Source organism: Aggregatibacter kilianii, from assembly GCF_003129965.1.
Lineage (GTDB): Bacteria > Pseudomonadota > Gammaproteobacteria > Enterobacterales > Pasteurellaceae > Aggregatibacter > Aggregatibacter kilianii_A.
The window spans coordinates 90,752-115,063 of sequence record NZ_NRCJ01000006.1 but is presented as its reverse complement, the minus strand read 5'-3'; the positions used below and the strand labels follow the sequence as shown (position 1 = coordinate 115,063).

General features: G+C 45.2%; 24 protein-coding genes. 6 read left to right on the top strand and 18 right to left on the bottom strand.

Annotated elements, in window-relative coordinates; genetic code table 11:
* Positions 1–46: 46 nt before the first annotated feature.
* The 5 genes from mnmE to rpmH form a co-directional block, all read right to left on the bottom strand.
* Positions 47–1,402, bottom strand: coding sequence for a tRNA uridine-5-carboxymethylaminomethyl(34) synthesis GTPase MnmE (gene mnmE, locus DK430_RS05920; protein WP_109078170.1), 1,356 nt, complete (start codon positions 1,400–1,402; stop codon positions 47–49).
* A gap of 130 nt (positions 1,403–1,532) precedes the next feature.
* Entirely contained in the window at positions 1,533–3,164 is a 1,632-nt protein-coding gene (gene yidC, locus DK430_RS05915) for a membrane protein insertase YidC (protein WP_109078169.1), read from the bottom strand.
* Positions 3,164–3,427: a membrane protein insertion efficiency factor YidD gene (yidD, locus tag DK430_RS05910; protein ID WP_109078168.1), complete on the bottom strand. Its 264-nt coding sequence runs from the start codon at positions 3,425–3,427 to the stop codon at positions 3,164–3,166. The genes yidC and yidD overlap by 1 nt, the downstream gene beginning before the upstream one ends.
* Complete coding sequence (gene rnpA, locus DK430_RS05905) at positions 3,382–3,750, bottom strand: ribonuclease P protein component (protein WP_109078167.1); 369 nt, start codon at positions 3,748–3,750, stop codon at positions 3,382–3,384. The genes yidD and rnpA overlap by 46 nt, the downstream gene beginning before the upstream one ends.
* A 12-nt stretch (positions 3,751–3,762) precedes the next feature.
* Positions 3,763–3,897: a 50S ribosomal protein L34 gene (rpmH, locus tag DK430_RS05900; protein WP_005539760.1), complete on the bottom strand. Its 135-nt coding sequence runs from the start codon at positions 3,895–3,897 to the stop codon at positions 3,763–3,765.
* A 422-nt stretch (positions 3,898–4,319) separates the two neighbouring features.
* Here rpmH and dnaA point away from each other — a divergent pair, with 422 nt between their 5' ends.
* From dnaA to recF, 3 genes are read left to right on the top strand one after another with little or no spacing between them, the layout of a single operon-like run.
* Positions 4,320–5,681 carry a chromosomal replication initiator protein DnaA gene (gene dnaA, locus DK430_RS05890; RefSeq protein ID WP_109078165.1) on the top strand — a complete coding sequence of 454 codons (1,362 nt, stop codon included), beginning with the start codon at positions 4,320–4,322 and terminating at the stop codon, positions 5,679–5,681.
* Positions 5,682–5,691: 10 nt separating this feature from the next.
* Positions 5,692–6,792, top strand: coding sequence for a DNA polymerase III subunit beta (gene dnaN, locus DK430_RS05885; RefSeq protein WP_109078164.1), 1,101 nt, complete (start codon positions 5,692–5,694; stop codon positions 6,790–6,792).
* A 3-nt stretch (positions 6,793–6,795) separates the two neighbouring features.
* On the top strand, positions 6,796–7,872 hold the full coding sequence (gene recF / locus DK430_RS05880) for a DNA replication/repair protein RecF (protein WP_109078163.1): 1,077 nt from the start codon (positions 6,796–6,798) through the stop codon (positions 7,870–7,872).
* Between the two features lie 40 nt (positions 7,873–7,912).
* Here the strand turns inward: recF and DK430_RS05875 are convergent, their stop codons facing one another.
* The gene (locus DK430_RS05875) at positions 7,913–8,668 is read right to left on the bottom strand and encodes a class I SAM-dependent methyltransferase (protein WP_109078162.1); all 756 of its coding nucleotides are present in this window, start codon (positions 8,666–8,668) and stop codon (positions 7,913–7,915) included.
* A 196-nt stretch (positions 8,669–8,864) separates the two neighbouring features.
* Between DK430_RS05875 and sodC the strand changes: the two genes are divergently transcribed.
* Positions 8,865–9,434 carry a superoxide dismutase family protein gene (sodC, locus tag DK430_RS05870; protein ID WP_109078161.1) on the top strand — a complete coding sequence of 190 codons (570 nt, stop codon included), beginning with the start codon at positions 8,865–8,867 and terminating at the stop codon, positions 9,432–9,434.
* A gap of 57 nt (positions 9,435–9,491) precedes the next feature.
* On the opposite strand, the gene DK430_RS05865 is transcribed toward sodC, so the two are convergent.
* The 3 genes from DK430_RS05865 to DK430_RS05855 are packed head-to-tail and all read right to left on the bottom strand — an operon-like array spanning position 9,492 to position 11,224.
* The gene (locus DK430_RS05865) at positions 9,492–9,770 is read right to left on the bottom strand and encodes a heavy-metal-associated domain-containing protein (protein WP_109078160.1); all 279 of its coding nucleotides are present in this window, start codon (positions 9,768–9,770) and stop codon (positions 9,492–9,494) included.
* 10 nt (positions 9,771–9,780) lie between these two features.
* Positions 9,781–10,143 (bottom strand): mercuric transporter MerT family protein, encoded by a 363-nt coding sequence (locus DK430_RS05860; RefSeq protein WP_162616815.1) that lies wholly within the window; start codon positions 10,141–10,143, stop codon positions 9,781–9,783.
* Positions 10,118–11,224, bottom strand: a complete 1,107-nt coding sequence (locus DK430_RS05855; RefSeq protein WP_109078159.1) for a transglutaminase-like domain-containing protein — start codon at positions 11,222–11,224, stop codon at positions 10,118–10,120. The genes DK430_RS05860 and DK430_RS05855 overlap by 26 nt, the downstream gene beginning before the upstream one ends.
* Positions 11,225–11,475: 251 nt before the next feature.
* Between DK430_RS05855 and DK430_RS05850 the strand changes: the two genes are divergently transcribed.
* Entirely contained in the window at positions 11,476–12,180 is a 705-nt protein-coding gene (locus DK430_RS05850) for a hypothetical protein (protein ID WP_109078158.1), read from the top strand.
* 308 nt (positions 12,181–12,488) lie between these two features.
* The gene (locus tag DK430_RS05845; RefSeq protein WP_109078157.1) at positions 12,489–14,516 is read left to right on the top strand and encodes a BCCT family transporter; all 2,028 of its coding nucleotides are present in this window, start codon (positions 12,489–12,491) and stop codon (positions 14,514–14,516) included.
* A gap of 43 nt (positions 14,517–14,559) precedes the next feature.
* Here the strand turns inward: DK430_RS05845 and DK430_RS05840 are convergent, their stop codons facing one another.
* From DK430_RS05840 to DK430_RS05800, 9 genes are all read right to left on the bottom strand, one after another.
* Positions 14,560–15,753, bottom strand: coding sequence for a BaiN/RdsA family NAD(P)/FAD-dependent oxidoreductase (locus DK430_RS05840; RefSeq protein ID WP_109078156.1), 1,194 nt, complete (start codon positions 15,751–15,753; stop codon positions 14,560–14,562).
* Positions 15,750–16,799, bottom strand: a complete 1,050-nt coding sequence (gene nrfF / locus DK430_RS05835; RefSeq protein ID WP_109078155.1) for a heme lyase NrfEFG subunit NrfF — start codon at positions 16,797–16,799, stop codon at positions 15,750–15,752. The genes DK430_RS05840 and nrfF overlap by 4 nt, the downstream gene beginning before the upstream one ends.
* Positions 16,796–17,326, bottom strand: coding sequence for a DsbE family thiol:disulfide interchange protein (locus tag DK430_RS05830; protein WP_109078154.1), 531 nt, complete (start codon positions 17,324–17,326; stop codon positions 16,796–16,798). Before DK430_RS05830 ends, nrfF begins: the two co-directional genes overlap by 4 nt.
* The gene (gene nrfE / locus DK430_RS05825; protein WP_109078153.1) at positions 17,319–19,229 is read right to left on the bottom strand and encodes a heme lyase NrfEFG subunit NrfE; all 1,911 of its coding nucleotides are present in this window, start codon (positions 19,227–19,229) and stop codon (positions 17,319–17,321) included. The genes DK430_RS05830 and nrfE overlap by 8 nt, the downstream gene beginning before the upstream one ends.
* A 378-nt stretch (positions 19,230–19,607) precedes the next feature.
* The gene (nrfD, locus tag DK430_RS05820; protein WP_109078152.1) at positions 19,608–20,573 is read right to left on the bottom strand and encodes a cytochrome c nitrite reductase subunit NrfD; all 966 of its coding nucleotides are present in this window, start codon (positions 20,571–20,573) and stop codon (positions 19,608–19,610) included.
* The gene (nrfC, locus tag DK430_RS05815; RefSeq protein ID WP_109078151.1) at positions 20,570–21,247 is read right to left on the bottom strand and encodes a cytochrome c nitrite reductase Fe-S protein; all 678 of its coding nucleotides are present in this window, start codon (positions 21,245–21,247) and stop codon (positions 20,570–20,572) included. The genes nrfD and nrfC overlap by 4 nt, the downstream gene beginning before the upstream one ends.
* A complete protein-coding gene (gene nrfB / locus DK430_RS05810; RefSeq protein ID WP_109078150.1) occupies positions 21,244–21,897 on the bottom strand; it encodes a cytochrome c nitrite reductase pentaheme subunit in 654 nt (217 codons plus the stop codon). The genes nrfC and nrfB overlap by 4 nt, the downstream gene beginning before the upstream one ends.
* A 73-nt stretch (positions 21,898–21,970) precedes the next feature.
* Positions 21,971–23,494 carry an ammonia-forming nitrite reductase cytochrome c552 subunit gene (gene nrfA / locus DK430_RS05805; protein WP_204352521.1) on the bottom strand — a complete coding sequence of 508 codons (1,524 nt, stop codon included), beginning with the start codon at positions 23,492–23,494 and terminating at the stop codon, positions 21,971–21,973.
* Positions 23,495–24,003: 509 nt separating this feature from the next.
* Entirely contained in the window at positions 24,004–24,297 is a 294-nt protein-coding gene (locus DK430_RS05800; RefSeq protein WP_109078148.1) for a hypothetical protein, read from the bottom strand.
* Positions 24,298–24,312: the final 15 nt, after the last annotated feature.

The window sequence follows — 24,312 nt, the reverse complement described above, 5'->3', positions numbered from 1 at the left end:
AAAGTGCGGTGGAAAAAACACGTAAAATTTCCACCGCACTTTTGCTTTATTTCCCGATACAAAACGAACTGAAAATATTCGTTAACAAATCATCTGAGGTAAATTGCCCTGTGATCTCACTTAGTGCACCCTGCACCATACGTAACTCTTCTGCCAGCAACTCTCCCGCATGGAATTGAGTAAGTTGAACATGCCCTTCCTGCAAATGTTGTGCAGCTTGTTCTAAAGCCTCTAAATGACGACGGCGTGCCAAGAAACCGCCTTCCATACCGGTTTGATAGCCCATCGCCTGTTTTAAATGCTCACGCAATAAATCCACCCCTTGCTGGGTTTTCGCCGACAAATTCACCACCGTATAACCGTTATCCTCGTACAAACGCTCCGCTTCGCCGCTTAAATCCGCTTTATTACGGATAATCGTTACCGGAATATGATTAGGTAATTTCGCCAGAAATTCCGACCGCACTTTTGCCAGATCTTGCTCGCTGTCACTACTATCCAACATTAATAAAATACGATCCGCCTGCTCGATTTCGTGCCAAGCGCGGGAAATGCCGATGCGCTCTACTTCGTCGGTGGCATCGCGCAACCCGGCAGTGTCAATAATATGCAGGGGCATACCGTCCAAATGAATATGTTCGCGTAACACATCGCGCGTCGTCCCGGCAATGTCCGTCACAATCGCCGCATCCCGCCCGGCAAGGGCATTCAACAAACTGGATTTGCCCGCATTCGGGCGACCGGCAATCACCACTTTCATGCCTTCGCGCAAAATAGAACCTTGTTTGGCTTCGGCACGAACCTTATCCAGCTGCGCGATAATATCGTTCAAGTGCCCTTCAATTTTGCCGTCCGCCAGAAAATCGATTTCTTCATCGGGGAAATCAATGGCAGCTTCCACATAAGTGCGCAAATAAATCACCGAATCCACTAAGTGATTTACTTTATTAGAAAATTCGCCCTGCAAAGATTTCAGTGCCGAGCGCGCAGCTTGTTCAGAACTGGCATCAATTAAATCGGCAATGGCTTCCGCCTGTGCCAAATCCAGTTTATCGTTCAAAAATGCCTGTTCGGAAAATTCCCCCGGGCGCGCCAAGCGAATGCCGTCAATCTGCAAAATGCGTTTTAACAGCAAATCCAATACGACCTGCCCGCCATGTCCTTGTAGCTCCAACACATCTTCCCCGGTAAAAGAATTCGGGCCTTTAAAATACAGAGCAATGCCCTGATCCAAGACCGTTCCGTCTGGATCCTTAAACGGCAGATAATCCGCCATGCGCGGTTTCGGGCACTTACCTAATACGGCTTGCGCCACCTCGACGGCTTTCGGGCCGGACACCCGCAAAATACCGATACCGCCACGTCCCGGCGCGGTAGCTTGTGCTACGATTGTTTCTTTCATAAACCTATTCTCAAAACGTTTTATTTTGTGACCGCACTTTATGACTCAAAAGTGCGGTCGTTTTTTCATGTGTTTTTTTAACCTAAAATAAAAGGCACAAAAACGTGCCTTTTAATGAGAGTCGATTCAATTATTTTTTATGACGGGTATGTAACCCTTTCTTCTCTAAACCACGATAAATCAGTTGTTGCTGGATAATCGTGATTAAGTTGGAGACCAACCAGTAAAGCACCAAACCTGCCGGGAACCAGAGGAAGAACACCATGAAGATCAACGGCATGAAAGTCATCACTTTTTGTTGCATCGGATCGGCAACCGGGGTCGGTGACATTTTTTGCAACAGGAACATAGACGCGCCCATTAAAATCGGTAGGATGTAATACGGATCCTGTGCAGACAAGTCTTGAATCCAACCGAAAAACGGCGCATGACGCAACTCAACAGCTTCCATAAACGTCCAGTATAAGGCGATGAAAATAGGCATTTGTAACAATAACGGTAAACAGCCGCCCAGCGGGTTTACTTTCTCGTCTTTGTACAGTTTCATCATTTCCTGACTCATACGTTGACGATCTTCACCGAAACGTTCGCGCATTTCCTGCAATTTCGGTTGCAACATACGCATTTTCGCCATGGAGGTATATTGTGCTTTGGTCAACGGATATAAAATCGCTTTCACCACTAAGGTGACACAAATAATCGCCACACCCCAGTTATGCACCAATTGTTGAATGAAGGTCAGCAACCAGAATAATGGCTTCGCAATGAACCACGCCCAACCGTAATCAACGGTTAAATCCAAATGATTCGCCACTTGTCCCATTTCATTTTGTAATTTCGGACCGGTCCATAATTTACTGGTTAAAGTTTCCGTGGTATTCGGCTGAATAGCAACCACAGGACCGCGATAACCGATAGAACCGATGTTATTGGCTTTATCCGTTAAAGTATAAAGTTGGTTGTCAACATCTTGATTCGGAACCCAAGCGGAAACAAAATAGTGTTGTAAAATGGCGACCCAACCGGCTTTGGTGTTTACCGATAAGTTGGCATTTTCCATGTCGCTGAAACTGTATTTTTTGTAATTCGTTTCAGAAGAAGAATAAGCACCGCCGGTGTAAGTCGGCATGGCAACGCTACCGGAGCTATCCACCAAGGAATGTCTTAATTGACCATAAGGCTCCACTTCAATAGTTTTATCGCTTTGGTTATTGATTTCGTAGTTGACGGCAATATCATATTCGCCACGTTTTAATGTGAAGATTTTACGATAAGTCACACCGTCTTTTTGATAAACAAGAGGCACGCTTAATTCGTTTTGACCTGCGGCTAACGTGAAGTTATCGCCGTCCACTTGATAATCCGCACGACCGGCTTTGGTATCAATGCCATCTTTACCGATTAAACCGCTTTGCGCGATATACACGTGTTGCGGCGTGTTTTGCAGTAACACGAATGGCGTATTGGAATCTAACTCGGCATCGTATTTCAGTAATTCGGAACCTACAACATCACCGCCTGACGTATTGATTTTCAAGCGAAACACATCGTTTTCTAAGGTGATAATTTTGCCTTTTGCTTGTGCATCTGCTGCGATAACCGCATTGTTTCCATTAGAGGAAGCCGGCACATCGGATGCAGATGTGGCGGTTTGCTCGGTTGTTACAGGTTTTGGCGTGTGATAATCAAGTTGCCATTGCTGATAAACAATAAAAGACATAAAGAGTAGTGCAATGACCAACAGGCCGCGTCTTGAATCCATTATTTATTCTCTGTTTTGTTATTATTGATCTTCGGTGGAACGGGATCGTACCCACCCGCATGTAAAGGATGACATTTTAATATACGTTTAAGCGTAAGCCAACCACCTTTTACCACCCCATGCGTTTTTACCGCCTCAATGCCATAGCAGGAGCAAGTCGGGGTAAAACGACAGCGCGGACCAATTAGCGGGCTGATAACGATTTGATAAAAACGAATTAATCCGATGAGGATTTTTGCGCCAAACGAATGTGTCGTTGCCATAATTTATCCAGCGTTTGCCATAAAGTGCGGTTGTCTAACGCGCCGATTCCCGCTTTTGCCACAATCACAAAATCATAATGCGGTAACGCATGTTGCGCCAAACGAAAAGATTCACGGCATAACCGTTTGATACGATTACGATCATGGGCACGTTTTAAGTGTTTTTTCGCTACGGTTAAACCTAAGCGGGGATGCTCAAGATGATTTTTGCGGGCAAGAATGGTAATTTCAGGTGAACTGGCGCGGGACGGCTGTTGGAAGACGTATTTAAAATGTTCGGGAGTTAACAGACGTAACTCCCTGGAGAAGTTTAACTTAACCACATTGATATGCGATTATGCAGATAAACTTTTACGACCTTTAGCACGACGACGGGCTAAAACTTGACGGCCATTTTTAGTCGCCATACGGGCACGGAAACCGTGAGTACGGCTACGTTTTAATACAGAAGGTTGAAATGTGCGTTTCATTATAATGTACCTAAGTCAAATGGTTTAAGTAACTGTTTCTATTTTAAACGTTTAAAAAACATTTAAATAAACAAAGATTATGGAAAATAGGGAACGGAATTGTAATCGTAAATTCAACGTTCGTCAAATGAGATCAGGGAAAAAACGCGACAAACCGCTCAATTTTCCACCACTCACGGCATTTAAAAGCGTAGCGATTATACGGTTTTGATTAAAAATGGCAAGCAACCTTTTTTGCTTTTTTTAGAGGCGGATTGAAGATCTTTTTTCTCCTTTATTGTAAAATGACCGCCTTTCCAACCGCACTTTATTGCCGATAATTTGCGCGATAAATAATTAATACCTATGAAAAACAATGAGATAAAAGGTTGGCAAAGTAATCTAGGGAAAACCATAAACCAATCAACAAGGGATATATTAACGTGGAAAACCAGCCGAATTCTCTGTGGCAAAATTGCCTGCTGCAACTACAAGATAAAATTCCTGCGGACGATTTTAAAATCTGGCTCTATCCGTTACAGGCCGACGTAAACGCGAACGGCGTGTTGCTTTATGCCTCAAATGCGTTTGTGCAAAAATGGGTGATTGACAATTATCTTCCTTTAATCACCGACATTGCCCGTCAAACCAGCGCCAATCCGAATCTTAGCGTATCCGTTATCGAAGGCATTAAACCTGCCGGACCGAAAACGGAAAAACCGGCGAAGAAACAAAGTGCGGTTGGTTTTTCCGAAGAAAAAAATGCCGGCAAAACGCCTTACAATTCTAATTTAAATACCAAATTAGTCTTTGAAAATTTCGTTGAAGGGAAATCCAACCAACTGGCACGTGCGGTGGCGCAAAAAGTGGCGGATAATCCCGGCGAACAAACCGCCAACCCACTTTTTTTATACGGCGGTACCGGCTTGGGTAAAACCCATTTATTACACGCCATCGGCAACGGCATTATCGCCAATAATCCCAACGCCCGCGTGGTGTATATTCACTCCGAACGCTTTGTGCAACAGGTTGTGGCGTATATTCGCGATAATAAAATGGAAGAATTTAAGAAGTTTTACCGTTCGTTAGATGCCTTATTGGTGGATGATATTCAGTTTTTCAGCGACAAAGAAAAAACCCAAGAAGAATTTTTCCATATTTTCAATACCTTATTTGAACGTGGTCGCCAAATTATTCTTACCTCCGACCGTTATCCACGTGAAATCGAAAAAATTGAAGAACGCTTAAAATCCCGTTTCGGTTGGGGATTAACCACCGCGATTGAACCGCCGGATTTAGAAACCCGCGTGGCGATTTTAATGAAAAAAGCGGAAGAAAATAACGTGGATTTACCCCATGATGTGGCATTTTTCATCGGTCAAAAATTACGTACCAATGTGCGGGAATTAGAAGGCGCATTAAACCGCGTGAAAGCCATGCAGGAATTTAAAGGCGAACCGATCACCATTGATTTTGTGCGTGAAACCTTAAAAGATATGCTGGCGTTACAGGATAAACTGGTCACCGTGGATAATATTCAAAAAGTGGTTGCCGAATACTATCGCATTAAAGTATCTGATTTGAAATCCAAAAACCGCTCCCGTTCGGTGGCACGTCCGCGCCAAGTGGCAATGGCACTGGCAAAAGAACTTACCAACCGTAGTTTGCCGGAAATCGGTAAATCCTTCGGCGACCGCGATCACACCACGGTTTTACACGCCTGCCGCACTATCGCAGGTTTCCGCGACACCGATCCGAATATTCAAGAAGATTGGGCGAACTTAATCCGAATTTTATCCGTATAGGAGTCACCAGATGCAATTTATTATTTCCCGAGAAAATTTGTTAAAACCCTTACAACAAGTGTGTGGCGTGCTGAATAGTCGCCCAAATATTCCCGTTTTAAATAATGTTTTGTTGCAAATTGAAAATAATCAATTAAGCATCACGGGGACGGATCTGGAAGTAGAATTATCCACCCAAACGCCTTTACTCCATGCGGAACAAGACGGCAAATTCACCATTCCGGCGAAAAAATTCTTGGATATTTGCCGCAGCCTGCCGGACAACGCGGAAATTACCGTCACCTTTGAAGAAGATCGCGCCATTGTGCGTTCCGATCGCAGTAAATTCAATTTATCTACCTTGCCGGCCGAAGATTATCCGAATCTTACGGATTGGCAATCGGAAGTGGATTTCACCCTTGAACAAGCGACGTTGCGCCGTTTAATTGAAGCCACCCAATTTTCCATGGCAAACCAAGACGCCCGTTATTTCTTAAACGGTATGAAGTTCGAGACGGAAGGTAATTTATTACGTACCGTAGCGACGGACGGTCACCGTTTGGCCGTTTGTACTATTCCGTTGGAACAGGATTTGCAAACCCACTCCGTGATTTTGCCGCGCAAAGGTGTTTTAGAACTTGCCCGCTTGTTGGAACCAAGCGACCAACCGGCGCGCTTGCAAATCGGCACCAATAATTTACGTATTCAATTAAACAACATCACGTTCACGTCAAAACTCATTGACGGACGTTTCCCGGATTATCGCCGCGTATTACCACGCAATGCGACCCGCATCGTAGAAGCCGGCTGGGAAACCTTAAAACAGGCTTTCGTGCGCGCCGCCATTTTATCCAACGAACGTTTCCGCAGTGTGCGCTTGCAGCTAAGTGAAAACCAACTGAAAATCACTGCCACCAACCCGGAACAAGAAGTGGCGGAAGAAATTATCGACGTGTCTTACAACGGCGAAGAAATGGAAGTGGGCTTTAACGTAAGCTACATTCTGGACGTGCTCAATGCCCTTAAATGCAATCAGGTGCGTATGCGCTTAACCGATGCCTCTTCCAGTTGTTTAATCGAAGACTGCGAAGATGCCAGCGCAGAATATGTGATCATGCCGATGCGTTTATAATGTATGGCGATTTCACGTTTAACCGTCGAAAATTTTCGTAACATACAAGCCGTGGATCTGGAATTAGATCACGGCTTTAACTTTTTAGTCGGCAATAACGGCAGCGGAAAAACCAGTTTATTGGAAGCCATTTTTTATCTCGGGCACGGACGTTCCTTCAAAAGTGCGGTCAGTAACCGCATCATTTCTTACGATCAACCGCACTTCACTCTGTTCGGACAAATTCAAGAACAACAACATGAATGGTCGGTGGGGTTACAAAAACTACGCCAAGGCAATACGTTGGTGAAAATCAATGGCGAAGACGGCAATAAAATTTCCGATTTGGCACACCTGCTTCCCATGCAAATCATTACGCCCGAAGGCTTAAACCTGCTCAACGGAGGACCAAGCTATCGCCGCGCCTTTCTGGACTGGGGCTTATTTCATCATCATGTCAGTTTTTATACGCTGTGGGCGAGCTTAAGCCGTTTACTCAAACAACGGAATGCCGCGTTGCAACAAACCACTTCTTATTCACAAATGAAAATTTGGGATGTGGAACTCGTCAAACTCGCTGAACAAGTTAGCCAGCTTCGCGCCGAATACGCCCAAGCCTTGCAGCCTGAAATCGAACAAACCTGCCGCTTATTTTTACCTGAGTTGGACATTAGCGTCAGTTTTCATCAAGGCTGGGAAAAAGAACAGCCATATGCAGAATTATTGGAACGCAATTTTGAACGGGATCGCACGCTTGGCTACACGGTTTCCGGCCCACAAAAAGCGGATTTTCGCTTCAAGGCGAACGGTTTGCCGGTGGAAGATATTTTATCGCGCGGACAGCTAAAATTATTAATGTGCGCCCTACGCCTCGCCCAAGGGGAACACTTAATGCAACAAAAACAGCGTCACTGCATTTTCCTTATCGACGATTTCGCTTCCGAACTGGATCAAACCAAACGTAGTCTTTTGGCGGAACGCCTGCAAAACAGCGGCTCGCAAGTTTTCGTGACCGCCATCACCCAAAACCAACTCAACGAAATGCAACCGAAAAAACACCGCACTTTTAAGATCGAAGCAGGCAAAATAGAATTGTTATAAAAAATTAGGGCAGGTTATAAAACCTACCCCAATGACATCGTTACTTCTGACTACACACCGCAATAAAATGCAATTTATGTTCCGGATCATTAAAGGTCTTAAACATTTTCTTAAATTGCTCGCGATTTTCCGCTCTCATGGCGTTTTTCACGATTTTTAACGCACCTAACACGCCTTCGTCGTAAATCATGCCCTTCGGTGAAAGCAACGTCATCTCGCCGGAAAAGGTTTCGATATTGCGGAATCCGCTATCGGCAAAAACCTTTTTCCAACCGTCTTTGGTTAACGGCGTGACCGTGACATTAATGGCATCACGCATATTGTTCAAAATGGTCTGATGATCTTCTCCCACCAACATCACATCATGAGTCAGCAGAAAACCGCCCGGTTTTAACACGCGGAAATATTCGGTAACCGCTTTCATTTTCGCTTCCACCGGCAACATGGTAAGCATGGCTTCGTTAATCACAATATCAAAGGTATTATTGTCAAACGGCAGTTTCATGGCGTTAGCACGTTGTACATGGATTTTATCCTGCAAATTGTTTGCCGCGATATTGGCTTTGGCTTTTTCCAACGCATTTTCATCCAAATCTACACCTTCAATGTGGCACCCATATTGCTTCGCCAAACCGATTGCCGTGGTACACATATTGCACGCCACTTCGAGAACTTTTTTATTTTGATTAAAATCACCGCTGGCAATCAACCAATCCGTCGCTTTACGACCGCCCGGACGCAAACGGGTTTTGCCTAAACGCGCTAAAAAATTATGACCGACTTCTTCTTTGCCCATTTTGCTTTCTCCTTAATAACCGACAAATTAAGTACATTATAAATAAATCTGATTTTTATTAAAAATAAAAAAATTAACGAATAAAAATAGCAAATAATTTTAATAGCCAATATCTTTAATAAAAACATCGGTTTTCCGCTTAATTTTCGTTAGAATGGCGAAGATTTTTAACCTCAACACAAAGGAGATCATCATAATGAAAATAAAAACGCTTTTAGCCGTGACAATCGGCATGATCTGCGCTGCAGGTATCGCGAACGCGCATGAACACAAACACGACAACATGGCGCCTACCGGTGCCTCCATTGAAGTAAAAGTGCAACAACTTGATCCGGTTAACGGCGATAAAGATGTGGGTACGGTCACCATTACCGAATCAAACTACGGCTTGGTGTTCACCCCGAATCTGAAAGGCTTAACCGAAGGTTTGCATGGTTTCCACATTCACCAAAACCCAAGCTGTGAACCTAAAGAAAAAGACGGCAAACTCACTGCAGGTTTAGGCGCAGGCGGTCACTGGGATCCGAAAGACACCAAACAACACGGCTACCCATGGCAAGATGATGCGCACCTAGGCGACTTGCCGGCACTCACCGTATTACACGACGGCACAGCCACTAACCCGGTTTTAGCCCCTCGCATTAAACATTTAGATGAAGTTCGTGGTCATTCCATCATGATCCACGCCGGTGGCGACAACCACTCCGATCACCCTGCTCCACTTGGCGGTGGCGGTGCACGTATGGCCTGTGGTGTGATTAAATAATTTGATTTTTGAGAGATGAAAAGTGCGGTCGATTTTGACCGCACTTTTTTCGTTTATTTAGTTCACCACTTCCGCCGTATATTTCAACTTATGAATGGCTTCAAATAATTGTTCATTCGTCACTTTGGGATCTTCCACCACGGTCACTAAACCATCTTTAATAGATGCTTTAGTCGAAATCACACCATCAATATTACGCAACTCTTTGTTCACTAAATAAGCGCAAAGTTGGCAGTTCATTTCTTTCACTTTTAGCACGATTTGTTTGGTTTCATTGGCTTGCGCAAAAGACACGGCAAACCATGAAAGCAAAAGTGCGGTTAATAATTTCTTCATTTTTTCGTTCCTAATTAGCTAACTCTAAAATCCACGGCAAAATCGTCGGATAGGTTAAGAAAAATAGCATCACAATAAACACAATCCAATAAAGCACTACGAGTTTTTTGCGGGAAATATATTTGCTGCAGATGATCTTCTTGGAAAACATCAACAACCAAAAGCCGTAAGCAAAGGCGCATAATGATACAATGAGCATAGGAATGCGCAAATAATCGTACTCGCCCAAGCCAATCAACCAGGTGGACGACACGCCGAACACCAGATAAATCAACGGCGCAATGCAACACAAGGTCGAAGCCACCGCGGCACTCAGCGCGGTGGCAATCGCAACCCAAAAGGATTTATTAGAGCTTTTTGGAAACATAGTCATATTTGAATTCTTTCGGATCGAAGGAATTTAACGGATCACCACCCACTTCTGCATACGGATAGCCAAAGTTATTGATTGGCGCAAGTTCCGGTTGTGGGTATAAATCAAAGTCGCGCGCGTGGTTAAAGCCCACCCAGTTTGCTTCCCAGTTGCCGAATAAATATTTCGCCACGGCTTGGGTATCTTTATCTTCAACAGATTTTTTCTCCGCTAAACGCATTTTTGCTACATCCGCTGAATCCACCGGCACCCAACCAAAACCGGCAAGATAGAATTCTGCACGGCAATGCTGACCACCGCTCACATTCGCCACGCCATGTTCGTCCGCGCTACCAAATGCGCCTTTGGAATATTTGCCCATTTTGTCGGCAGCACCTAAACGAATACCGAAAATTTCACGCGCCGGAATGCCAGCTGCACGAGCAAGTGCCACAAAAACGGAGTTAATATCGGTACATTTACCTTTCAACACGCCGGTTGTAAGGATTTTTTCCACATCACCATCGCCACAGCCCAACACAGAATTATCACGTTCCATATTGTTCACGATCCATTGGTGAATTAACTCGGCTTTTTTCAATGGATTGATTTCCGCGCCCACAATTTTGTCGGCAAATTGTTTCACAATACCGTCGGTTTTAATGTGTTGCGTCGGCTTCAAATATTCCTGCACATCCACAGAATATTGAATCTCTTTCGGCGGTGTGTAATTGTCTAAGGCACCTTTTACCATCGGCTCGCGGTCTTTGGTTTCAATCACCATAGTGACTTTCAAATCGCGTTTTGGCGCGTCTTTATCCCAAGTGGCAAATAAGGTTTTCGCGCCGTATTTATTGTTTTCCGTCACATAAGCATCGGCATAATTGCCTTCAAAATGCAGGGATTTCACTTGTTGATATTCGCCATTAAACGGCAACGGCACCCACAAATTGGTTTGCCCTTGCGAGCCTTTCGGCACGACTAAATCATAGGTTTGCGTGAATTCGTAAAGATGGGAATCGGTGTTGTAGTTTGGCAGAGAAGTGTTGGCATAAGCCATTGCGCCACAAGAAAGCAACGCCGTTGCGATAAGATGCTTCATCCAGAAGACTCCTTAGTTAGATTAGATTGGTAGTTAAAACTTAACATCAATTCACCGAAGTGAACGGCACTATACTAATGAATTTGAGGTGTCAGCTCAATGTATTCCAACATTATTTTTTCAATAGAAAAAAACACTTGAAATTCTGACCGCACTTTTCTTTTGAAATTGAGAGAAAACATATAACGCCCGTTAATTCAATTTGTTATCGACTTCACGCAGGTTATAATGGTGACAAAAACGGAGAAATCATGGAATTTGACGGAAAACTCTTATTCAGCGTCATTGTATTCGCGCTTTTGGCAGTTTGTTTGCGTTTAGGCTGGCAACCTTATACCGAAATCGTGATTGCTGATTTTAATGATTTAAAACTGGAAGGGATGTTATTTTTCGGTACATTAGTCATCCAACTTTATTTAGCCGGCAGAAACCGAACCAATCCCTTTGACATCATCACTTTCCAAATTGAAGGGCGGGTCGTTTTTCATATTGCTTGTCTCCTACTGCCGTTTGTGCTCACCGCCTTCGGATATTTTACTAAACTTCATTATGTCATTCATCACGGCGAGGACGTTAAACCCGCTATTATGCAGGTAATAGGGAAAAAGTTTACACCGAGATCAAGAAGGGCATCCCCCCAATATACCACCTATTTCAAGCCTATCAGTGATTATAAGCCCTACCTTACAGCGAGTCAGCATCAAGACAGAAACCTGATTTCCGGCTTTCTATCAGGTGGGTTGTTTTATCACTCAAAAGAGGGAGACAACATACCAAAGGGCACCTTTTCTTACCGACAAACCGGGCCTGACATCAACTATAAACGTCATTTAGACATTCAAAAATTTTACGTTGATATGCCCGTGGGCGCGCTTGTTTCCTTTCGGGCAAAATCCATTCCGTGGCTCGGCTTTGTGGTGATGGAAGATGATGTGAATTTGGTGAAATCCAAATAAAAGTGCGGTGGGAATTTAAGGTGTTTTAAAAACGTCTAAAATTCTGACCGCACTTTCCTACGCTAAAACTTGATTTACCTCCGCTCAAACAACACTTCCCTCACTCTAAATTTTTTCCAAATTTGAAACAATCCTCATATTTTGATAAAATTACCCACACAAACAGAAATAATCTTTATATTCCACAACTTATTTCTCTCAAATTGCTCATTTAACGAGCTATCCATTCGTTAGCATTAACGTTTATTTTTTATACCAATTTTAATGGCTTATTTTTGTTATTTTGACTTTTTATAGGAGAGTATGCTTTGCCTTTATCGCGCTTTTTACACAAAAAATCTTCCTTTAATCCCTTGGTGATTTCGGTCACGCTGTGCTTTGTGTTGTTGGTGGTTGGCATTACCTTGCTTGCACCGGAACAATCCAATACGTTGTTAAACGCAGCCAAAAGTAGCATTTTCAAAAACTTCAGCTGGTTCTATATTCTGGCGTTTTCGGTGTTTCTGCTCTTTTTGATTGCGCTTTCCATCAGCAGCTTCGGAAATATTAAATTAGGTATGAACGAAGAAGAGCCGGAATTCGGTTTTTGGTCGTGGCTTGCCATGTTATTTGCCGCCGGTATGGGGGTCGGGTTAATGTTCTTTGGTGTTGCCGAACCCTTGACACACTACCTTTCATCCATTACCACAGGAGGCAACGAACACAAACAACAGGAAGCGCTGCTACACACCCTGTTTCACTGGGGCATTCATGCCTGGGCAGTGTATGCGGTGATCGCGCTGGCACTCGCCTATTTTGCCTTTCGTTACAAACTCCCGCTGGCATTGCGTTCTTGTTTTTATCCCTTATTAAAAGAGCGTATTAACGGCAAAGCGGGTGATGTGATTGATATTTTAGCGTTGGTCGCTACCCTGTTCGGGATTATTACCACCTTGGGCTTTGGTGCGACACAGCTTGGCGCCGGCTTAGAACAACTGGGCTGGATAAGTGAAAACCGTTTTTCCATTCAGGTTATCATTATTTTTGTGGTAATGGGGATGGCTGTAACCTCTGCCATTTCCGGCGTAGGGAAAGGTGTGAAAATGCTGAGCGAGCTAAATCTCAGCCTGGCTTTTTTATTGATGGTATTTGTATTGATTGCCGGTCCGACGCTCTATTTATTCTCCGCCTTCAACGACAATCTCGGCACCTATTTAAGCAACTTAATCCAGCTAAGCTTTAAAACCTATGTGTATGAACCGAATAACACCGAGTGGTTTAGCGGTTGGACGATTTTATACTGGGCGTGGTGGTGTTCTTGGGCGCCTTTTGTAGGCTTGTTCATCGCCCGCATCTCACGCGGACGCACTATTCGTGAATTTATTTTCGGCGTGTTGGCGATTCCGTCATTATTTTGTGTCATTTGGTTCACCATTTTCGGCGATGGCGCCATTTGGATTAACGAACATCTGGCTAACGGCGCATTAGGTGAGCTGGTAAATGCCCCGGAAAAACTGTTATTCCAATTTCTGACCTATTTGCCGTTGCCGACCGTCACAGGGCTCGTCAGCTTGGCAGTGATTTCCTTATTTTTTATTACCTCGGCGGATTCCGGTATTTATGTGTTAAACAATATCGCCTCGCGCGATAAAAGCCTGTCTGCACCACGCTGGCAAGCCATTATGTGGGGCTTGCTGATGTCAATCGTGGCAATCGTGTTGTTACGTTCGGGCGGTTTGCCGACGTTGCAAACCATGACGTTAATCGTGGCGCTGCCTTTTGCCCTGCTTATGCTAATCATGTGCTTCGGTTTGTGGAAAGGACTAAATGCAGACCATAAATACTTCACCACCAAAGTGACGCCAACCAGCGTCTATTGGAACGGTGAAAACTGGCAGGCACATCTGGAACAAATCCTCAACCAGACACAGGAAAAAGACATTCTGAAGTTCCTCAAAAAAACCGCCTTGCCGGCAATGCGCGAATTACGTCAGGAGCTCATCGGCAAATACGGTTTAAGCGTGCATATCAACACCTATTTTGAGCAGGAAGAACCGGCGGTGGAACTTATCATTCAGAAAGAATCCTTGCGTGATTTTATGTACGGCATTAAATCTGTAGGGCGCGAAGTGTCGGCACAGCTGATTAATGACGAACATTTGCCGCACATTCAACATAGCATGACTTATGAGCCTTATACCTATTTCTTTGACGGGCGTCGCGGTTACGACGTGCAATACATGAACAGTCAGGAACTGATCGCGGACATTTTGAAGCAATATGAACGTTATTTGACGTTACTCGCCGACGTGGGACAGGAATTGATGTCCCACCAGCAAACGGAACTTGCCGAATAAGCCGTGCCAAAAACAACAATGCCGTCAATTATGACGGCATTTTTTATGTTTTCGTAGCAATCGCCTGCGCACAAGCATAGGCGGAACTCCATGCCCATTGGAAGTTATACCCGCCAAGCCAACCCGCCACATCCAGCACTTCGCCGATAAAATACAAGCCGCGCACCGCATTGCTTTCCATGGTTTTGGAGGAAATATCACGGGTATCCACGCCGCCCATGGTCACTTCCGCAGTACGGTAACCTTCCGTGCCATTAGGCACAAACTGCCAGTGGTGAATTAAATTTACCAAATTTTCTAACCGCACTTTGCTGAGTTGAGCAATGACTTCATCTTGAATCAAGCCCTGTTCAAGCCATAACTCCACCAGCTTTTTCGGTAATAATCGGGATAAGGCGGTTTTTAGCTGCAATTTCGGCGACGATTGACGCAGTTCCTTTAAATGATGGCGAATGTCATTATAGGGCAATAAATCAAGATGAATGCTTTCGCCCGGCTGCCAATAGTTAGAAATCTGCAAAATTGCCGGCCCTGATAAACCACGATGGGTAAATAGCATTTGATGGGTAAAGGTTTTGTGTTGGCTGGTTGCCGCCACATCTAAAGAAATGCCCGACAGCGCGGCATAAATCTTATCGCTCTCCCGCCAGGTAAAGGGCACGAGGCTCGCACGAGGGGCGATGACATTGATGCCGAATTGTTCGGCGAGCTGATAGCCGAACGGCGTTGCGCCCAAGCCCGGCATGGATAAACCGCCGGTGGCAACCACTAGATTGGTACAATGTAATGTTTCGCCGTTTGTCACCACAGAAAAACCGCTTTCCGTTTTCTGAACGGAAGTAATCGTTTGTCGTAACGCGATTTCTACCTCGTATTTTTTACATTCCGCCAACAGCATATCGACAATATCTTGCGCGCCGTTGTCGCAAAACAACTGCCCAAGCTCTTTTTCATGGTAAGGAATACCGTATTCCGCCACCAAGCCGATAAAATCCCATTGCGTAAAGCGTTTCAACGCCGATTTCACAAAATGCGGATTTTGGCTGAGATAGCGCCCCGAAGACATTTCCATATTGGTGAAATTACAAAACCCGCCGCCGGACATGAGAATTTTGCGCCCGACTTTTTTACCGTTATCCAAAATCCTGACTTTTCCACCGCACTTTGCCAGCTGCGCCGCACAAAATAAGCCTGCCGCACCGGCACCGATAATGAGCGTTTCAATGTGCCGGCTCATTGCAATTCTCCTTTCTGCATAAAATCCACCATTTTCATTTTCTGGATAATGGCACGGCGATCCACGGCAGAATTGCCCGAATCCAAAATTTGCTGCCAATAATCAAGTGCGGTGGAATAATTGCGCGTTTTTAAGGCTTCCGCCGCCAACAATGACAAAGCAGACACTTCTTTACTATCCTGCGCTAAGGCTTCATCTAACAACTGCTGCACTTGCGGCGTAATTTGTTGATTGGCTTGCAAATATAAGGTCATCGCCATCAAACCTAAGATCGTCGGTTTACGCCCATCGATTTTTTCCGCATTGGTATAGCAAATTAACGCGCTGTCGAAATCGTCATTTTGCATATAGGCGTCGCCCAGCTTAATCCAGTTTTCTGCACTGTTAGGATTCTGGCGCAATTTATCCTGAATTTTGCCGATAATACTTTCAGTTTTGTTTTCTTGTGGCGTTTCGATTTGCCGATTCTGCTGTGCGATTTGTTCCTGCTCGCCCAGTTGCGCGCGGGAGAAGCGTTCCAGAGAAAAATAGTAAATTAAGGGAACGGCGAGCAATAAAGTAAAAACGATGAATGCCGATTTAAGCTCAAATTTAACCGCACTTTTCTCTTGTGCAATATCAAAGTGCGGTGAATTTCCCGCGTGTTTTGCAGATTCCACTTGTGACGGGCTACGGGCTGAACGCCAAATCAATCCAAACGCTGTCAGCAACAACCCCACCGGCAAAAGCCAAAGCAATGCCGTGTTCCATTGAAACGGCGGTTTATAATTGACGAAATTACCGAAACGCGCAGTCATGGCATCAATAATTTGCTGATTGGTTTTGCCCTCATTGACCATGTTATACACTTCAAGGCGCAAGTCATAAGCGATAGGCGAATTGGATTCCACCAGATTCTGATTCTGACATTGCGGGCAGCGCAGGGATTTTGCCAGTTCCACGGCACGGACGCGATCTGCCTGATTATGGAATTCAAACGTATCTACCATTTCGGCAAAAGCAATTCCGCTGAACAATAAAAAAATTAACGCGAAAAATCGTTTCATGGTTGCAGTAATTGATTAAGTTGAGGCATAAAGGTGTTTTGCCAAGTTTCCCGATCCAACAAGCCGGAATGACGATAACGAATAATGCCGTTGGCGTCCACTAAATAGGTTTCCGGTGCACCGTCCACACCGAGTTTTAATGCCAGTTCACCACGGCTGTCATCAATTACTAACGCATAAGGATTACCCATCCGTTTTAGCATTTCAATGCCGTTTTGCGGTTTATCGCGGTAATCCACGCCGATAATGGGAATGTCCTGTGCCAGCTCCATCAATAGCGGATGTTCCTGCCGACAATAACCGCACCAGCTGCCCCAAATATTCATCAGAAACGGGCGTTTCGGGAAATCTTTCGGGCTCAGTGTTTGGCGGCTATCCAATAAATTCGCCTGATAAAACTCCGGCACGGGCTTGTCAATTAAGGCGGAGGCGATTTTTTTCGGATCCTGATGCAATCCCGCCAACAATAAAAGACACACGCCGAGCAACAAGATTAACGGCAGAAAAAAAATCACTTTTCTATTCATCACGCTTTCCTTTTCGCTTCGTGGTCAACACGGAGCACAACGCCCCGAGCGCCATCAATACGCCGCCGAACCATAACCAGCGAATCAACGGCTTGTAATGCAGGCGGAAGGTAAACTCACCTTTGCCGAGCGGGTCGCCCATCACAATATACAAATCGCCCCAAAAGCCGCCCGCCAGCCCCACTTCACTCATGGTCATGGTGCGCACATCATAATAACGGCGTTCCGGCTGCAATGTGGCGTAATCTTTACCGTTCTCCGTGACGTTAAAGGTTGCCACTTCGGCAGTGAAATTCGGCCCGATTTCATTGGAAAAACGTTCGTATTGAAATTCAAAAGCACCGAGTTGTTGGCTTTGTTGCGGTGCTAAACGCACGCCGATTTCGCTGCCGAAATAACTGCTCATCACCGCCCCCATGGTGGCAATGGCTACGCCGCTGTGGGCAAAAATCATCGCATAATGGGAAAGGCTTATCTTGCGCCAGTTTTGCCATAAGGTCGCTAACAACAGCCAAATCGCCAGCGTGAGCAGAAAATACGCCGTCCACTTGAAGGTTAGCGCGCTGTCGTTCTGCATAAAATGACGAATCGCCCCATAAGAAAGCAACAAAGACGGCAGCAATAATGTCGCGCGTTTAAGCAAAATACCTTTGTCCGCTTTTGCCCAATGTAACCCGAGGGAAAGCACCATGGCGATTAACACCAACGCAATCAGCGGCAGGAAAATGCTGTTGAAATAAGGCGCGCCGACGGAAATGGAGCCCCAGTTCATGGCTTGGAATAACATCGGATAAAACGTGCCGAGAAAGGTGCTGACGGTGGCGATGCTCAATAAAACATTCAAAAAAAGCACCGCACTTTCTTTGGATAACAGCGTTAATTTGACGCGACGTTGCTGTAAATTGGCTTTGAAGGCGAATAAGCCGAGGGCGCCCACCGCCAGCAGGAAGAAAATCACCAATAACGCCGTGCCGCGTTGGCTGTCCACTGCAAAGGCGTGCACCGAGGTAAGCGCGCCCGAGCGCACGATAAAGGTGCCGAGTACGCTGAAAGCGAATGCCAATAAGGAAAATAAGGTTGTCCAGTAGTTAAAAATCCCGCGTTTTTCGCTAACGATTAAACTGTGCAGCAATGCCAAACCGAGTAACCACGGCATGAGGGAGGCATTTTCCACCGGATCCCAGAACCACCAACCGCCCCAGCCCAATTCGTAATACGCCCACCAGGCGCCCAGCACGATGCCGAGGGTTAAAAACAGCCATGACACCAACACCCAAACCCGCATGATTTTGGCGATTTGGCTTTCCAAATGTTGGTGTAGCAAGGCGGTAATGCTGATGGCAAAATTCACGGCAAAGCCCACATAACCAAGATAAAGCAACGGCGGGTGGAAGATTAAGCCGACGTCCTGCAACATCGGATTCAAATCCCGCCCTTCTAACGGCGCAGGGAAGATCCGCCCGAAAGGATTGGAGAAAAAGACGATAAAAACCGCAAAGCTAAAACAAATTAAGCCTAAAATCACCAAGCTCTGCGCCACAAAAGTGCGGTCATTTTTTCGGTTAAATAACGCAAATAGCACCACCCAAACAGACAGCGAAAACAACCAAAACAGCATGGAACCCTCATGCCCCCCCCAAGTTGCAGCGACTTTAAAAAAGGTCGGCAGTTGAGAGTTGGAATGGGCGGCGACATATTCCAAGGTGAAATCATCCGTCGTAAAGGAATACGCCAAAATCGCAATCGCGGCTAAGGTGAACAAACCAAAACAATAACTTAACCCCCAAGCCAATTGGGTAAGCGCAGGCTTACGCAACCAAAGCCCAAGTTGCGGCACCACGGCGAGAAGCAACGCGCTCATGGTGGCGAGAAGAAGGGAGATAAAGCCAAGTTCGGGGAGCATAATGTTTAGGTTCTGTGTTTGTTAGTTAATTATTTTGTTCAGTGGTTTTATTCCCCCTCTTTAATAAAGAGGGGAAAGTTAGATAAAAAATGTATTAAATTTTAACCGCACTTTTTGATAATACTCGGATAAAACGGGGTCCCCGTTTAAATCGCCCGACCGACTTGGCATTTTTAGGAAATTTTCGCTTTGTTTGAGCGTAGCGAGTTCGAAAATTTCCGTGAAGAAAATGACAACAAAGGACGGAACAGCGATTTATCCGGGGTGTGCTTTCTTTTTGCCTACTTTTGCTTTGCACAAGCAAAGAAAAAGTAGGTCGCCAAGGGCGAAAGAAAAGGCGTACATTATACGCCTTTATCAATAATAAAAAACCAATCCCTACGCGACGGTTAACTGCCCACCATACAAAATAAAATACCGCAAGCACAACACCCCGATCAAATCAAACACCGATACCAGAATGATAAAACTACGGTTATATTTTAATTTATCGTTCACCAGCAGATTACCGGCAAGCGGGATCAGGATGCCGATGAGCATGACGCCGACCCAGAAGATCGTTCCCCAGAAGCCGCTTAGGGCATTTTGCATGGCGACCACTTTTTGTCCACCGCCGAAATAGAGTCCGGCAAAGAAACAGACGATGCAAAAGAGTTCGGCGAGCATAATCGGCACTTCAAATTTGTGCATGAAATGCACTTCATCGGAATGCCCTTTTAATTTGCCGACGATTAAGATGGTCAGGAATACCGCCGCGATACCGGAGGATGTCCCCGAGGCAAGGAACAACGCCGGTAATACCGGGTTGTTTAACATTGGGTAGCTGATTAATGCCGACAATAAGAAACCGGTATAAGCGCCCAACAACACGGCAAGGAGCAACAGGAATAATTCCAGCGGATTGCTGAATCGTTCACAGGCGCTAATCCATTTCACGATAAACTTTAATTTTGGGAAAAAGCGGTCGAGCAAGGCGGCAATTTCATGTTTGAAAAGAATGGCAATCCAGAGGAATACCGCTGCCATGTACACTTGGAATAACAACACCCCCATGGACATCACGGAGTTGAACTGGTAGTTAAACATCAGATACCAGAACGTCCAAGGACGCGCCAAGTGGAAAATCAGCAATAATAAACCGATAATCACCGTGCCCGGTGCGAGGATCGCGGCACTGCGAATGATCCAGTTTTCGCTCGGTTTTTCCAATTTACGATTGCGTTTGTAAAGCACCGCAAGCAATAAAGAACCGGAAGAAATACCCAGTAAAAACAAATAAATGGCAATACTGGAATCCCACACCAAATTCGGCGTATGAAACGGAACAGGATAATCTAATGTCATCTTCTCGGTTCTCCATGTTGGAATGGAATGTGGTAAAGATTCGGTTGGGTTCCCAATTCCACTTTCGTGCGGTAAACAGGTTTTTCTTTTACCTTGCGAGCCACTGCGCTGGTCGGATCGTTCATGTCGCCAAAGGTTAAGGCTTGGGTCGGGCACGCTTCAACGCAAGCCGGTTGTTTGCCTTTCGCCAAGTTGGTGTCGCGACAGAAGTTACATTTATCCGCCGTTCTATGCACCGGATGAATGAAACGCACACGATACGGGCAGACGGCAATGCAATATTGGCAACCGACGCACAAGTCTTTATGCACATCCACAATGCCGGTGTCTTTATCAATAAACGAGGCGCCGGTCGGGCAAACCGCCACACAAGGCGCATTGGTACAATGCTGGCAAGATTGACGGAAAAACTCGTATTCCTGATTCGGGAATTCCCCGTAAGGTTCGCTACGCAAGATTTCTAAGCGTGAAACGCCTTCCGGTACTTGGTTGGTTTCACGACAGGCATCCATACACGCAGTACAGCCAATGCACGCGTTTTCATCGTGCACCATGGCGTAGCGTTTCGGTTTATCCGCCTTTTCCTCTTTTGCCAAAGAGGTGACTGATGTTCCCGTCATAAGGATTAACGCCCCCATGCCGGAAACAAAGTTTCGGCGTGAGCAGGCTGTCATTGTTTATCCTTTTGTTCGGTTGACGGAGTTTGTTGTTGTGCTTTGCGTTTTTGCTGTTCACCGTGACAATCCACGCACAGTTTTACGCGATTTTTCGGCTCAATGCCTTTCATTGCGTCATCTTTCGGGTGCAATGTGTGGCAACTTGCGCAAGGCAATTTCATGGCGTGCACATCATGCGCCCAGAATTTTTCGCGTAATTTGTCCGGTTGGTGGCAAGAGAAACACACTTGGTTTTGTTCTTGTGCGCTATACATCGGTTTTTTCTCACCGAAAATATCGCCTTCAAAACGCATGACATCTTTCGCACCACGACGGTGATCTTCGGAGATATTGCCATGACAATTTACACAATTAATCGGTTTGCCGTTATTCGGATTCTTTTGACTTAAATGCGCTCCGTGGAATTTACCGAAATGCAATTCACCGCCCGATTGATCCAACGTCTGATTTTTATCCACCTTGTCGAATTTGTGGCATTTCGCACAATATTGGTTTGGATCCCGTTGATTGTCCAATTGTGGCTCATAAGTCAGCTGATGATTATCCGCCGGCTGTGTTTCTGCCTGTGCAACCATCGGCAACGCTGTAAGCATGACAAACAATGCCAATGCTTTTGCCGGTTTGCGGAGTAAGGAAGTTAAATTCATTCTGATTACCTCAAATTTGCGTTTGAAAATGACCGCACTTTTCTCTTTCACTGCAAAAGTGCGGTGCTTTTTTCTATTGTTTTGTTACGGTATCTTCAGCTAATTTGCCGGCGGCTTTCGCTTCTTTTTCCCATTGAGGTACAACAGTTTTTAAGAATTCTTCTTTGGCTTTACGTTCTTTCTCGATGTCAATGCCTACCGCTTTCCAAGCTTTTTCCGCAGTAGAAATATCCGGCACTTCAATCGGGGTTTTCACGCCATGTTTGGTTAAGATGGTAGCAAGTTTGGCTCGGGCATCGGCGGCGCGGTCAAGACCGGAACCTAACACGCGTAACATCACATCCGGTGCGTGCATGTGACCGCCGTGGCTTGCTGCCGCGTAGTCCCAACGCCATTGTGCGTGACGAATATCCATTAAAGCCGGTTCCATTTCTTCTTTGGTCGCACCGGCATCCCATGCGGCTTTCGCTTCAAAGTGCAAACGTACAACTTGGTCTTCTAAACGACCCATGATGTCTTTCACTTCTTTTTTGCGGGAAGCCACAATGTCTTTTAACTTCTCTTTGCTTTGATCATGGCAGTTTGCACAAGTGGTATCGAAAGCATCAAACGGGTTTTGAATTTGGTGATCGGTATAAACTTTACCGTCTGCGCCTTGTACTTTCGGCATGTGGCAGTCGATACAGGTCACGCCGTTTTTACCGTGCATACCTAAAGACCAAATTTCAAAATCAGGGTGTTGCGCTTTTAAGATTGGCGCTTTGGATAAGATATGAGTGAAATCAGTGAACCCGATATCATCGTAGTATTTTTCGATGTCATCCACGGTTTGACCGTTATCCCATGGGAAGGTCACTTGTTTTAAATCGCCTGCAAAGTAGTACTCAACGTGGCAGTTTGCACAGATTTCCGCACGTTTTTCGGTACGGGCGGCAGTGCCGAAACTTAAATCAGCTTGGGTTTTGCCTTCTGCTTTTGCTCTGGCTTGAAGGGCTTTATTCAAATGATCCAAGGCACGCAGAACATGAGGGCGGGCAATGCGTAACGCCGGTTTGCCTTCGGCAAAGTCTTTGGAGGTCGTATCGTGACAGTCGGCACAACCGATGGAGTTCACCACTTCCGCACCGCCTTTCGCCCATTTGCCGCTAAAGTAACCTTCTTCACCCCATTCCGCAATTAAGCGTGGTACATCCGGACCTTTACAGGTCCAACACGCCATCGGCTGCGGGCCGTCATTGGCAGTTTTCGGCGCACCGGTACGCAAAATATCGCGTAAGTCTTTGATGGCATAAATATGCCCGCGCGGTGCGTTATATTCCTTCGCAAACGCATAACCGCCCCACAAAATGATTAAACGCGGGTTTTCTTCATCGGCATAAACGAGCTTGTCGCCTTTTTCAGTGGCTTTCCAAGACTCAAATTGTTTAGGGTATTTGGCTGCAAATTGTTCATTCACCGCCTCAATTTTCAAATTCGGATTAGGGGCTTCTACAGGTTGCTCAACCGGTTTATACACCAATTCCGCGGCAGCCGAATTAAAGACGCCGAAAGCTGCGAAAGAAGCTGCCATAAGTAGGCTTTTTCTCAATGCGTTCACGATAATCACTCCAATCAGGTTAAATATGACTTCTTACAGAAGGTTACAAATGCCCATCACATTATAAAAATGAGAATTTTTATCATTAAAAACAATGCGATAGAAGACATAAAAAGGGTTTTAAACGAGCCTAACATAATCAAATATCCGCGCATATTCCATGGTTATTTTATGTTTTCTTGTTTTTGATCAATATTTCTCAATTTAATTGGTTATTTTGTGACATTTTGTAGCATGTACTTCCTTGTTTAAAATACACAAAATACCCATTTATTAGTAGGTTAAGCGCATTTTTAACAACAAAACATAATGAAGCAGATAATAATACCTATAAAGAGTTATTTAATTTTTTCATGCTACAAAAAAGAATCGTTCTTATTTGGAGGGTTTATTGAAAAGAAACGGGAAAAAATATGCCTCGATCAACAGCAAAAAAGCCGAACTCAGATGAATTCGGCTTTTATTTTTTGATTTTCGCAACAGAAAGTGCGGTCGTTTTTAGAAACGTTTTACCAGTGATGCCAACCGCGATAATAACCGATACTCGGCGCAACCACGAATCTTGGCTGACGTTCACGATAAATAACCGCCTTCGGTTCGGAATCGCTGGCGTTTAGTACGTTATCTTCCGGCTTATTGTCTTTTACCTGATATTTTTTCGAAACTGTATTGCCGCTATACACTTTCGCCTGATATGCCTCAACCGCCTGCGTATCCAAAGGGGCACGATTAGCCTGCGGAGCCTTGGAAGAACAAGCGGTTAAGCAACCGCCGACGACTAAAATAAGTAATAATTTTTTCATAATTTGCCTTCTTAT

Excerpts from the sequence above, each read along its gene's own strand:
- mnmE (WP_109078170.1), bottom strand. The coding sequence starts at position 1,402 with ATGAAAGAAACAATCGTAGCACAAGCTACCGCGCCGGGACGTGGCGGT.
- yidC (WP_109078169.1), bottom strand. The coding sequence starts at position 3,164 with ATGGATTCAAGACGCGGCCTGTTGGTCATTGCACTACTCTTTATGTCT.
- yidD (WP_109078168.1), bottom strand. The coding sequence starts at position 3,427 with ATGGCAACGACACATTCGTTTGGCGCAAAAATCCTCATCGGATTAATT.
- rpmH (WP_005539760.1), bottom strand. The coding sequence starts at position 3,897 with ATGAAACGCACATTTCAACCTTCTGTATTAAAACGTAGCCGTACTCAC.
- dnaN (WP_109078164.1), top strand. The coding sequence starts at position 5,692 with ATGCAATTTATTATTTCCCGAGAAAATTTGTTAAAACCCTTACAACAA.
- recF (WP_109078163.1), top strand. The coding sequence starts at position 6,796 with ATGGCGATTTCACGTTTAACCGTCGAAAATTTTCGTAACATACAAGCC.
- DK430_RS05875 (WP_109078162.1), bottom strand. The coding sequence starts at position 8,668 with ATGGGCAAAGAAGAAGTCGGTCATAATTTTTTAGCGCGTTTAGGCAAA.
- sodC (WP_109078161.1), top strand. The coding sequence starts at position 8,865 with ATGAAAATAAAAACGCTTTTAGCCGTGACAATCGGCATGATCTGCGCT.
- DK430_RS05865 (WP_109078160.1), bottom strand. The coding sequence starts at position 9,770 with ATGAAGAAATTATTAACCGCACTTTTGCTTTCATGGTTTGCCGTGTCT.
- DK430_RS05860 (WP_162616815.1), bottom strand. The coding sequence starts at position 10,143 with ATGACTATGTTTCCAAAAAGCTCTAATAAATCCTTTTGGGTTGCGATT.
- DK430_RS05855 (WP_109078159.1), bottom strand. The coding sequence starts at position 11,224 with ATGAAGCATCTTATCGCAACGGCGTTGCTTTCTTGTGGCGCAATGGCT.
- DK430_RS05850 (WP_109078158.1), top strand. The coding sequence starts at position 11,476 with ATGGAATTTGACGGAAAACTCTTATTCAGCGTCATTGTATTCGCGCTT.
- DK430_RS05840 (WP_109078156.1), bottom strand. The coding sequence starts at position 15,753 with ATGAGCCGGCACATTGAAACGCTCATTATCGGTGCCGGTGCGGCAGGC.
- nrfF (WP_109078155.1), bottom strand. The coding sequence starts at position 16,799 with ATGAAACGATTTTTCGCGTTAATTTTTTTATTGTTCAGCGGAATTGCT.
- DK430_RS05830 (WP_109078154.1), bottom strand. The coding sequence starts at position 17,326 with ATGAATAGAAAAGTGATTTTTTTTCTGCCGTTAATCTTGTTGCTCGGC.
- nrfE (WP_109078153.1), bottom strand. The coding sequence starts at position 19,229 with ATGCTCCCCGAACTTGGCTTTATCTCCCTTCTTCTCGCCACCATGAGC.
- nrfD (WP_109078152.1), bottom strand. The coding sequence starts at position 20,573 with ATGACATTAGATTATCCTGTTCCGTTTCATACGCCGAATTTGGTGTGG.
- nrfC (WP_109078151.1), bottom strand. The coding sequence starts at position 21,247 with ATGACAGCCTGCTCACGCCGAAACTTTGTTTCCGGCATGGGGGCGTTA.
- nrfB (WP_109078150.1), bottom strand. The coding sequence starts at position 21,897 with ATGAATTTAACTTCCTTACTCCGCAAACCGGCAAAAGCATTGGCATTG.
- DK430_RS05800 (WP_109078148.1), bottom strand. The coding sequence starts at position 24,297 with ATGAAAAAATTATTACTTATTTTAGTCGTCGGCGGTTGCTTAACCGCT.